The following is an 11,191-nucleotide window of genomic DNA, read 5'->3' as shown; positions in this document are numbered from 1 at the left end:
CGGCCTGGTCGACCAGGCCGGCGCCCGCGAGGGATCCGCCGTTCCCTGCCAGCTCCCTCTCGTCACCACGCCAGTCCGCGGCCACCCACGCCTTTCCGCTGCCGTTGGTGACCGTCCCCTCCACGGTGACGAAGCCACCCTCGTCCCTGTTGGCCGAAGTGATGGCCAGCGTCAGGCCGTCGCTCTTCACCTCGGCCAGGACCTGCTGGGCGGAGGGCGACTGGGATCCCTGCTTGTCGTCGCCCCCGTCGCTCTTCGCCGGTGAGGAGGACGACGTCTTCTTGCCCGAATCCTTGTCGTCACCGCCGCCGCCGCAGCCGGCCACCGTGAGGACCAGTCCAGTCGTGATCGCCACGGCGGTCAGGACCGTGCGGCCCTTCGTGGTGTGCCGAATGTTCATCGGTACGGCTTCCTTTCACTCGGCCAGATGCACAGAGAACAGCACGGACGCGTCGGGAAGGTCGTCCACATCGAAATCTTCGGGGTCGATGTCCACGGGTTCGCCGTCACAGTCCAGTTCAACGGCATCCTCCGGATCATCGGGCAGATCGAAGTCGCAGCGGGGCTTGATGACGGCCACCGCGTCGGCGGTCGCGTGCATGCCCTCCGTGCCCGGAATGATCGAGTCTCCGACCGTGTAGTTGGTCTCGATCTCCACCTGGTAGCCGGGGTACCCAGCTACGGCGTAGGGCGCGAACCCTGTCACGGTCGAGTCGTTCTGGGCGGCCAACTCGCCCGCCGCCGCAGCAGCTCCCGCATCCTCGAATCCGTCACCGTCACCGTCAAGCCAGTCCAGCCAGTCGTCGTCCACGCCTATGGCGCCTTCCAGGCCCTCCATCAGCTCGTCCCTGGCGTCCTGTGCGGCCGCCAACGCGGCGGCATCCGCTGCGGATTGGGCTCCGTTACGGGCGGACGCCGCTTGGGCGAACGCGAAGAACGCGAACGCGGCGAAGAGCAGAATCCCCGTCAGCCAGATGTAGATCGGGAGAGTCGACCCCCGGTCGCCACGCAGGCGTGTGCGGGTCAGCCGCCGATGACCTGGTTGACCGCGTCCAGGATCGCGCCGGAGATCAGGCCGTCGAGACCGAGACCGTCGATCAGCGTGAAGATCCCGGCGATCAGGATCATCAGCCCTGCGTACTCCACGAAGCCCGCTCCCGCGTCCCGGTCTCGTCCGCGCATCCGGGAGGCCACGTTCCGGACCCATCCGCGAACCGCCCGCTTCTTCCCGGCGGACGTCTCCGGCTCCAGGTTTCTGGTCACAGCGATCCCTTCCCTCCCACCCAAAATCACTACCGTCCCGCGCACCGTACGTGAGAACCCGCCTACTGCGGGTGGGTCCGGGGGCCCAACTTCCCGTCGTCGGAGTCACCGGTTCCACCCCCCGTGGGCCGTGCCCAGCCAGTGGGCGATCGCTTCGCTGCGTGAAGAACTGTGCAGCTTCGCGAAGATGCGGTTGATGTGATTCTTCACCGTCTTCTCGCTGATGAAGCACGTGGCGGCGATCTGCTGGTTGCTCATGCCTGCCGCGATGAGATCCATGACCTCCACCTCCCGTGCGCTCAGTCCGAATTCCAGTCGGTTGTGGCCACGGCCGTGGAGTCTTGCCGCGTAGGTGGGTCGAGCCTTTGACGACTGTGACACAAACGATTGCAGATGCGAAGAGTTTTGGTTCGGTTCGTACGAAACACCGAGCGGATCCGACACATCGACCGCCGAGGACGTGAAGGTGGCCGTCCCGTCACGCAAGTCCCGCACGGCTCTGATCAGTTCGTCCGCGGTGAACTCGCCGTGGACCAGATAGCCGACAGCGCCACGGCGCAACGCCTTGGCCACCACCTCGGGTTCGCCGCTGTACGTCAGCATCATCACGGGAGCCAGCCGGGCCAGCGTGGGCAGCGCGGTCAGGCCGTCCGTGCCCGGCATGCGTACGTCGAGCAGGATCACGTCGGGGCGGTGACAGGTCGCGATCGCAATCGCTTCCGCGCCGTTGGATGCCTGGGCCGTGACCCGGATGTCGGGGTGGGCGTTCAGCAGGGCCGCGAGGCCGGCCCGGACGACCGGGTTGTCGTCGGCCACGAGCACCCGCAGGGGCGAGCCGGGAAGAGCCTGGTCAGACATGTGCGGCCTCCTCTTGGGAGGTGTGGGAAGGGCGTGCGGACATGGGAGAGGGGAGAGAGGGGAGAGGGAGCGTCACGGTGACCTTCGTGCCCTCGCCCTCGGCTCCGTGCAGTTGGAGGACCGCGCCCACCGACGCCGCGCGTTCCAGCATTCCCAGCAGGCCGAAGTGGCCGGTTTTCGTCAGGGCTTGTACGTCCTCGAAGGCGTCCAAGTCGTTCAAGTCGTTCAAGTCGTTCAGAGAGACCGGTGTACCTGTGCCGTCGTCCCGCACGGTCAGGCGCAGGCGGGAGTCCGAGGCGTCGAGAGTCACGTCCACGCGGGTCGCGCGTGCGTGGCGGTGGGCGTTCTCCAAGGCCTCCGCCACGATCGCAAGGAGTTGGCGGGGCGACCCGGGCGGGAGGACGAGCATCGCTGCGGCGCCCTCGTGGGCGAAGGTCGCCGTCATGCCTGTACGGGACGCGAAGTCGGCCACCCTGGCGGCCAGTTCCGTCACCAGGTTCATCTGCGGGTTCGACAGGGCCGTGTGGGCCCTTAGGTCCGTCAGCAGTTCCCGGGACTCCGCCGCCGCCCGGCGTGCCGCACCCGCCACCGCGCTCGCCTGGGACTTGAGGGCGCGGGGGTCGGTGTCGTGGTCGGCGGCGACCGCCAGGGCCTCGGCGGACAGCGCGAGGCCGTGCAGGGTCTTCGCCACCGAGTCGTGCATCTCCCGGGCCAGACGGGCCCGTTCGGACTCGACGGCCTCCGCGACGGCCAGGCGGGAGTTCGCCTCCGCGAGGGCCTGGCTGGCCGTGCCGAAGTGGAACATCAGATTGCGCAGGGTGACGCCGATGATGCCCGCCGCGACGCAGAAGCCCGCGATCAGGAGGGTGCTCACGCCGGTGCCGGGGTGTTGCTCCCACGCCCTGAACACCGTGAGCAGCACCACCAGTTGGAGGCCCGTGAAGACTCCGGAGCCGCGCCAGCCGTACAGCAGGCCGGCAAGGAGGGGGGTGCAGACCGCCGCGTACGCGAGGGGGGAGGCGGGGGACGCCGTCAGCAGGAGTATCGCGCCGAAGACCAGGTCCACCGCCATCAGCGTGGGATGCGCGAGGAGGCGGGGCGCGCACCTGTCCCAGTCCCTGAGCATCGCGTACGAGCCCATCACGCCCAGGACCGCGGCGGTGAGGACTCCGTAGCGCGGCAGGCCGTCGGTCGCGTTGGCCGTCGCGAAGGGGGCGCCGATCGCGATCAGGGTGAGTCTGACCGCGAATGCCTGGCGGCAGAGGGCCTGGAGGGCGTTGAGCTGGAGGCGGAGGCTGCTGGGTGCTGCCGCGTCGTCTGCGAAGTAGCCTGTGGCCCACTTGGCGGAGCCGCCTGAGGGAAGGGTTGTTCGTTGGCTGCGGGCCGGTTGTGGCTGGGTGCGCCCACGCGGCGGAGCCGCACCTGTCACAGCCCCGCGCCCCTGACGGCGGCGCCCCTGACGGGACACCTGCCCGCGCACTCGTTCCCAGTCCACCGCCATCTCAACGTCCCAGGATCGAGCCGAAGTTCGTGCCCGAGCCCAGGAACATGCCCGTGGCGATGAGGATCATCGTGGCCGGGAGCATGAAGACCAGCGTGACCATCGTCGCCTTGGGGATCGTCTTCGCTGCGCGGCGGCGGGAGTTCTGGGCGTCGGTGCGGCGCATGTCCGTGGCGAGCTGGATGAGGGTGTCGGCGATCGGCGAGCCCAGTTCCTCGCCCTGCTGCAGCGCCGAGACGAACTGGGCCACCTGCTCGGACGAGTTGCGCCTGCGCAGCTCGTCGAAGGCCTGGCGGCGGCTCACCCCCATGTCCATCTGGCGGAGAGTGATGCGCAGCTCGTCCGCCCACGGGCCCTCGTAGTGATCGGCCACGCGCTCCAGCGACTGGCGGAAGCCGAGGCCCGCCGACACCACGACCGCCAGGACGTCAAGGAAGTCGGGGAGGGTGCGGTCGATGACCTCCTTGCGGTCGCGGATCGCCTGCCAGATGAGGGCGTCGGCGGCCAGCAGGCCGAAGGCGAGCGCCATCAGGGCGAAGAGGAGCTGCCCGTTCGTGAGGAAGATCAGGAAGAGCAGGCCGCCGAAGACCGTGTACACCGCCCGGCGGGCCGCGTAGCGGTTCAGGGTCAGGCCGCCGGGGTTGCCCGCCATGTCGATACGGCGGCGCTTGGCGTCCATGCGGCGGGGGCCCATCAGGCGCAGTACGAGCGGGGCGAAGCGCATGCCGAGGCGGTCTACGGCCGAGTCGGCCTTCGAGACGCGGGTCCCGCCGACCTCCAGCGCGAGGGCCAGGTCACCGGGGAGCTTGGCCTCCGCACGGTACATGCGGACACCGAGGAGGATGCCTCCGACGGCGAGGCCCATCAGCGCGGCGAGCAGCAGAGCTAGCACCGTGATCCCCTCCTCATGTCCCCCCGCATGACCTCCCTCATGTCCTCCACCCCTCACACTTCGATCTTGCCGAGGCGGCGGATGGCGAAGAACCCGATCGTGTAGAGACCCATGGAGATCAGCACCAGGGTCTGGCCCAGCGGGGAACCGGTCACCTTGGCCAGGGCGCCCTCGTTCGACGAGTTGATGAGCAGGAGCGAGCCCAGACCGAGGAGAGGGACCGTGAAGGCGGTCGCGTTGACCTCGGAGAGCATCGTGCGCACCTCGCGGCGGGTCTCCTTGCGGTCCTCCAGGGTCTGGGTGAGGTTCCGCAGGGAGTTGACGACCGTGCCGCCCGCCTTGTTGGACAGGACCAGGGTGGTGACGAGCACGACGAGTTCGCGGGACGGGAGCCGTTCGGCCAGCTCACCGAGGGCGTCGTCGACGGTACGGCCCAGGGCCAGCTGGTCGGCCACGTGCGCGAGTTCCTCGCCGGCCGGCGCCTCCAGCTCCTCCGCCGCCATCGCCAGGGCGGTGCGCAGTGCGAGGCCGGCCGCCGCCGCGTTGGCCAGCAGGCGGGCCACGTCGGGCAGCTGGTTGATGAAGGCCTCGATACGTTTCTGGCGTTGCCAGTTGAGGAAGATCGCCGCGCTCCAGACGCCGACCAGGCCCGCGATGGGGCCGAAGAACGGGGCCAGGGCGGCGGCCGCGATCAGCCAGAGCGCGACGACCACGGCGGCGACGTACGTGAAGTACTCGCCCGCCGTCACATCGAGTCCCGTGGCCGACAGGCGCAGCTGGATGGTGCGGCCCAGGCGGGTGCGGCGCAGCCTGCGGTCGACGGCGGCGAAACGGCGGGCGCGGCCCGCGGTGGTGCGCAGGGGGCCGCCGCCGGAGAGGCGGTCGACGAGGGCCTGGCGCTGGGCGCGGCCGGACGCGTACGTGTGCACCCCGGCGACGGCGAGCGTGCCGCACAGCATGGTGGCGCCGAGGGCGAGGGGGACCGCGTTGTTCACGGCTCGCTCCTCTCTCTCACGATCTCGGGGGGTACGACGGCTGCGGGGGCCGCAGGGGTTCCGGTGGGTGTCATCCGATGGCCTGCCGGGTGTTGAGGACGTCGATCGCCTCCGCCACCCCGAAGGCGGGCGGCAGTGGCTCGTTGGCGACGTACAGCTTCTCCGCGACCGAGCGGGGCAGCGGGAGGTGTTCGAAGTGGCCGTGGACGACCCGGTCGGGGCCGGTGGGCCGGGGGACGAAACGGGTGACGGGCACGATACGGAACTGCTCTCGGCCGTGCGAGACCAGCAGGGCGATCTCGGTGACCTTGCGGGAGCCGTCGGCGTGCCGGGTCAGCTGGACGACCACGTCGACCGCGGAGTTGATCTGGTCCTTGAGGGCCTCGAAGGGGATCTGCACCTCGGACATCGAGCCGAGGGTCTGGAGCCGCATCAGGGCGTCCTCGGCGGAGTTCGAGTGGACGGTCGCGAGCGAACCGTCGTGGCCCGTCGACATGGCCTGGAGCATGTCCAGGGTCTCGCCGCCGCGGACCTCACCGACGATGATGCGGTCCGGGCGCATGCGCAGGGAGTTGCGGACCAGGTCGCGGATGGTGATCTGGCCCTTGCCCTCCACGTTCGGAGGGCGGGACTCCAGGCGGATCACGTGCTCCTGCTGGAGCTGGAGTTCCGCGGAGTCCTCGATGGTGATGATGCGCTCGTGGGACGGGACGAGGCCGGAAAGCGCGTTGAGGAGCGTGGTCTTCCCGGAGCCCGTACCGCCGCTGACGATGACGTTGAAGCGGGCGCGGACGAACGCGGCGAGCAGCAGCAGCATCTGCTCGTCGAGCGAGCCGAGGCCGATCAGCTCCGGGAGGGTGTACGCGCGCGGGAAGCGGCGGATCGTCAGGGTCGGGCCGGTGAGGGCGAGGGGCGGGATGATGACGTTGACGCGCTCTCCGGTGGGGAGGCGGGCGTCGACCATCGGGTTCGACTCGTCCACGCGGCGGTTGACGGTGGAGACGATGCGTTCGATGGTCTGCATCAGCTGATCGTTCGACGCGAAGCGCAGCGGGAGCTGCTCCACTCGTCCGGCGCGCTCCACGAAGATGGAGTCCGGGCCGTTGACCATGATCTCGGTGATCGACGCGTCGGCGAGGAGTGGCTCCAGGACGCCGAGGCCGAGTGCCTCGTCGACGACCCGGCGGATCAGCTGGGCGCGCTCGGTGGACGAGAGGACCGGGCCCTCGCGGCTGATGATGTGTCCGAGTACGCGCTCCAGGCGTATGCGTCGCTCGTCCGCCGCGAGGCTCGACATCTCCGCGAGGTCGATCTCCTCCAGCAGCTTGGCGCGGTAGACGGCGACGAGGTGTCCGTCCTCGCGGCCGGCTCCGCCCTCGTCGGGGGTGGCGATACGGGCTCGCAGGCTCATGGGGCGTCTCCTCTCGGTCGGGTCAGGTCGGTCGTCGCGTCGGTCGTCGGTCAGGCGTGTCGTTCGTGTCGGTCAGTCGTCGGTGGGCATCGTGGCGTGGCGTTCCACGGTCACGGACGGCAGGAGGGGGATGACGGCGGGGACCTGGACCGTAACCGTCGCGGTGGTCAGGTCGGCGCCCTCCGGAGCCGAAACGTTCGGGTCGAGCCATCCGCTCACCGCCGCCTGTCCCGCCGCGGTTCCGTCGTCGCCCTGCGAGGCGGCGCGCGCCGCGGCCCTCGCCGCCGAACCTGCCTGGTTGATGCCGTAGCCGATCAGGCCGAGCTGAATGGCGGCCATCCCGATGAGCAGAAGGATGGGCAGGAAACCGGCGAACTCCAGCATGGAGACGCCCCGGTCGTCGCGCAGACGCCGTGCAAGGCGTGGGAGGCGTGGGAGGCGTGGGAGGCGTGGGAGGCGTGGGAGGCGCTTCAGGAGGCGTTCCAGGGGTCGCTTCATCAGTCGTCCCCTTCCAGTGCGGCTCCCGCCTCGCCCCCGACCGTCCAGTTCACGTCGAAGCCCGGGAAGAACAGTGGTACCTGAGCGGTGACCGTGGCTTTCATGACCGGCCCCTCGACGTTGCAGCTGATCGCAGCGCCGTCCCAGGCACCCGGCAGATGTTCGCTGCCCGCGGCCTCACAGGCACCGCCGTACGCCCCTGGGGTGACCGCGTTCGCGGCTGTCGCGGCCCGCGCCGCCTCGTCCGCCGCGTTTCCCGCCAGGGAGTACGTGTAGCCGTACAGCACGCACTGCCACAGGATCGTCATGACGACCAGCAGGATCGGGAACATCCCGGCGAATTCGAGGGTGACCGCGCCTCGGTCGCCCCCCAGGCCGCCTCCCCGGGCGCCACCGCCGGCACCACCCCGGTCGCCTCCCTTGCGGCGGAAGGCGAGGGAGCCCTTGTCCGAGGAGGTCTTGCGGCGACGGCCGCCTCCGCCCGCGGGCTGCTCGGCCACCAGGCCCAGTTCGCCGGCGAGGGTCCACAGCGCCTGTTTGACCGTCGAGCGGGCGTCCAGGTCCTGCATGCGGCCCGCGTCCACGACGGACTGGAGTTCCTTGAAGGCGGCGGGGACCGTGGTGCGGACGACCTTGGTGCCGGTGACGCGTTCGACCAGGGAGGGCTGTATCTCCGTACCGCGGGAGAAGCGGTTGACGACCGTGCGGGTCTCCTCGGCCTTGCGGATCTGGAGGCGGTCCCACATGCGGACCATGCGTTTGGCGGCGCGCACGGCTACGACGTCGGGGGTGACCAGGAGCAGCGCCTGGTCGGCGAGTTCGACGGCGGCGGCGTTCGCGGCGTTCAGCTGGGCGCCGCAGTCGACGACCACGAGCTCGTAGCGGGAGCGCAGGGCGCCCAGGACCTGCCGGGCCACCCGGTCGGTGATCTCCTCGCCGCGCTCGCCCTCGGCGGGGGCGAGGAGCAGGCCGAGCCCGGTGTCGTGGGTGTAGACGGCGTCCTGGAGGACGCGCTGATTGATGTCGCTGATCGCGGCGAGGTCGGCGATGGAGCGGCGGAACTGTACGTCCAGGTAGGAGGCCACGTCGCCCGACTGGAGGTCCAGGTCGAGCAGGGCCACGGAACGGCCCGAGGCCTGCGCGGCCAGGGCGAGCTGGACCGCCGTGACGGTCGCGCCGACGCCGCCCTTCGCGCCGGTCACGGTGACGACCGTGCCGCCCGGTCCCGCGTACAGCTCGGGGGCGCCGCTGCCCAGGTGGCGGCGCATGCCGGTGGACCAGGCCGCGGCGGCCCCGACGCGTTCGACGAGGGCGTCGAAGCTCAGCGGAAGGCCGACGATGCCGCGCGCGCCGGAGTCCATGGCGGCGGTCAGTACGCCCGTGCTGGCGTCGGCGGTGATGAGGACGACGCCGACGGCCGGGAAGCGCAGCACCAGGTCGCGGATGACGTCGAGCGCGGGGACCGGGCCGATCCGCTCGTGGACCAGGACGACTTCGGGCAGCTCGTCCAGGGACTCGGCGGCCAGCCGGGCCAGGGTGTCGAGGAGGGCCGTGGTGTCGGCGACCGGCGGAGCGGGTTCGGCGTCGGCGAGCCCGCTCAGGAGCGTGCTGAGCGCGCGGGCCGAGTCGATGTCGCCGACGGCGGGCAGGATGCGGATGGTCATCGGCATGGCCTCGCGTGGGACGACTGCGTGGGGGCTGAGCGCATCACGGCCTCCTACTTGTCCTCGTCGAGGGTGTACGTGCGGTCGCCGGGGGCCACGGTCGCGTCGGCGCCGGCCGCGACCAGGGCGAGGCGGACGTGTTCCGCGAACGACTCGGCGTACGCGACGCGTTGGGCGTCGGCGGTGTCCAGGGCGAACGTGATGGGGACGGCCTCGTTCGCGGTGCGGCGGCGGTCGTTGCCGGACTGGTCGGGGTCGAGCGCGGTCAGCTTGCCGACGTCGATGACGCGGGCGTTCTCCACGATGACCTTCGACTGGTCCTTGCCGTTGTCGCTCTCGTCCTTGAACGTGGCGTAGATGTTGACCCGCGAGCCCGGGTTGATCTTGCCCGCCACACCGGTCGCCGCGTCGATCAGGATCGCGATCTCCTGCTGGCCCGCCTGGAGCGCGGGCCGGTCGACGATCATGTCCTCCTGGAGCAGCGAGCCCTTCCGCAACTGAGTGACGGCGATCTTGCCGCGGACCTCGGAGAGGCGGGTGACCGCGGTGGACGAGAGCCATCGCTCGGGCATCGAGATCTTCTCGAACTGGTCGGCCGACAGCTCCTTGTAGGGCGCGATGTCGTTCTTGAGGCGGTACGCCGCGACCTCGGGGCCGACCTTCGAGTTCACGTCGCGGATCACCGAGAGCACCCCGGCGAAGGCGCCCACGGCGCACAGGACCGAGAGGACCAGCAGGATGACGCCGCGGCGCTGGCGTGAGTTCATGACGCGGACAACCTCGATCGGGGAAGCGGGAGGACAACGGGGTGTGCTTGCTGTGTTTGTTCTGCCTGTTGTGCACCGTTATTCACGTGTACGTGCATGGCTTGCCTGTCGTGCGTGACTCACGTAGCCCCTCGGGGCAGGGCGCGTACCGAAGAGGCTGCCCGCGCGACGGCCTTCGGAAGCTCCCGCGACGAGGGCGGCGACAACGGTGCCGCACAGAAACCGCAGCGGTCACCGATGAGTTCGAGCCCGCACCAGTGGCACTCCTCGCGCCGTACGGACGAAACCAGTTGGTACAGCACGGACACGTCGTAGAGGCCCGCGGCGAACTCGGCGACCTTGCCCGTGCCCCACCAGCGGCTCGACTCGGCCGGCAGAGGCACGGTCGCGACACCCTGTACGCGCCAGGCCGGCGCGAGCGTCCCGGTGAGCCAGTCGGCGGGCAGCTGCCCGGACGCGACGAGCATCCGCGTCCCGAACTCGGGCCCGGCCAGGGTTTCCTGGCCGACGCGCACCAGCTGGGGGCGCGGAGTGGCGAGTACGGCGAATTGGGCGCCCGGCACCCATGACTTGGCGTGCGAGGTGAGCGACACCGGGATGCGGTCGAGCTTGGCGACCGAGTTCAGCAGGGCGCCCGAGTAGATGTAGTGGGCCAGCAGCCGCGCGGAGGAGGCGAGCACTCCGGGGCTGAAGTCGCAGACGGAGAGCTGGCGCAACTGCTGGGCGAGCAGGGCGATTCCGAGCGGCGGCAGGTCGAGCCCGAGTAACGCGATGCGGTCGCTCTCCAGGACGGACCGCACCGCGTGCAGCCGCCGCGTGACGTTCCCCGGCGTGGAGGCCGGGTACAGCGCGATCACATAACCGTGCTGCTCGATGAGCGCGTGCATGCCCGTGATGGAGCTTTCGAGGTCTTCGAGGGGCTGGACGGCGGCGGGCGGGGTCTGCCGGTCGTGCGGCGGGAGCACCAGGTCGGCACTGGTGACGGCTATCGCGGTCGGCACGCTGCACACCACCCCGTTCACTGGGACGCGGTGGTCGGCCGCCGCCCCAGATCGCCCCTGAGTCGCCATGAATTGCACACGGACGGACACAGATTGCCACATTGGAGTCCTTCCGCAACTGCACCTTATCCACGGCATGCGCCGCTCAACACCGGATCCTTGAGATCAACTCACAGTACGTGCGCGCATGATCCACGAAGAGTGATCCGCATATGCCTCAAACCCCTGGGCGGGGCACGGGTGTTGGACCCGTCATGGGTCTTGACAACCGGATTGGTCTGGACCAACTTTGACAGTGGACGGTGACCGTCGCGCTCGCCCCCTCTTCACCCCCCAACTCC

Annotated in this window: 12 protein-coding genes; all 12 read right to left on the bottom strand. The window is 70.0% G+C overall.

Going from position 1 to position 11,191, the window contains the following annotated elements; translation table 11 throughout:
* The coding region (locus AOK01_RS31955; protein WP_055517809.1) for a hypothetical protein at positions 1–400 on the bottom strand (400 nt) is incomplete at its 3' end.
* Positions 401–415: 15 nt separating this feature from the next.
* Entirely contained in the window at positions 416–970 is a 555-nt protein-coding gene (locus AOK01_RS31950) for a pilus assembly protein TadG-related protein (RefSeq protein ID WP_245702506.1), read from the bottom strand.
* A 53-nt stretch (positions 971–1,023) separates the two neighbouring features.
* Entirely contained in the window at positions 1,024–1,263 is a 240-nt protein-coding gene (locus AOK01_RS31945) for a hypothetical protein (protein ID WP_055517806.1), read from the bottom strand.
* A 105-nt stretch (positions 1,264–1,368) separates the two neighbouring features.
* The gene (locus tag AOK01_RS31940) at positions 1,369–2,121 is read right to left on the bottom strand and encodes a response regulator transcription factor (protein ID WP_055517802.1); all 753 of its coding nucleotides are present in this window, start codon (positions 2,119–2,121) and stop codon (positions 1,369–1,371) included.
* Complete coding sequence (locus AOK01_RS31935) at positions 2,114–3,550, bottom strand: sensor histidine kinase (RefSeq protein WP_055517797.1); 1,437 nt, start codon at positions 3,548–3,550, stop codon at positions 2,114–2,116. The genes AOK01_RS31940 and AOK01_RS31935 overlap by 8 nt, the downstream gene beginning before the upstream one ends.
* A gap of 73 nt (positions 3,551–3,623) precedes the next feature.
* Entirely contained in the window at positions 3,624–4,514 is an 891-nt protein-coding gene (locus AOK01_RS31930) for a DUF5936 domain-containing protein (RefSeq protein WP_220450584.1), read from the bottom strand.
* A 53-nt stretch (positions 4,515–4,567) separates the two neighbouring features.
* On the bottom strand, positions 4,568–5,473 hold the full coding sequence (locus tag AOK01_RS31925) for a type II secretion system F family protein (protein WP_055517815.1): 906 nt from the start codon (positions 5,471–5,473) through the stop codon (positions 4,568–4,570).
* 106 nt (positions 5,474–5,579) lie between these two features.
* Positions 5,580–6,920, bottom strand: a complete 1,341-nt coding sequence (locus AOK01_RS31920) for a TadA family conjugal transfer-associated ATPase (protein ID WP_055517792.1) — start codon at positions 6,918–6,920, stop codon at positions 5,580–5,582.
* A gap of 72 nt (positions 6,921–6,992) precedes the next feature.
* Entirely contained in the window at positions 6,993–7,304 is a 312-nt protein-coding gene (locus AOK01_RS31915) for a TadE/TadG family type IV pilus assembly protein (protein ID WP_063792896.1), read from the bottom strand.
* A 113-nt stretch (positions 7,305–7,417) separates the two neighbouring features.
* Complete coding sequence (locus AOK01_RS31910; RefSeq protein ID WP_055517785.1) at positions 7,418–9,082, bottom strand: CpaE/TadZ family protein; 1,665 nt, start codon at positions 9,080–9,082, stop codon at positions 7,418–7,420.
* 53 nt (positions 9,083–9,135) lie between these two features.
* Positions 9,136–9,849: a Flp pilus assembly protein CpaB gene (cpaB, locus tag AOK01_RS31905; protein ID WP_055517780.1), complete on the bottom strand. Its 714-nt coding sequence runs from the start codon at positions 9,847–9,849 to the stop codon at positions 9,136–9,138.
* 119 nt (positions 9,850–9,968) lie between these two features.
* Positions 9,969–10,850, bottom strand: coding sequence for a hypothetical protein (locus AOK01_RS31900; protein ID WP_245702505.1), 882 nt, complete (start codon positions 10,848–10,850; stop codon positions 9,969–9,971).
* Positions 10,851–11,191 lie beyond the last annotated feature (341 nt).

The organism is Streptomyces aurantiacus (assembly GCF_001418335.1).
GTDB lineage: Bacteria > Actinomycetota > Actinomycetes > Streptomycetales > Streptomycetaceae > Streptomyces > Streptomyces aurantiacus.
The sequence above is the reverse complement of the archived record's forward strand: the minus strand, read 5'-3'. Positions and strand labels throughout refer to the sequence as shown.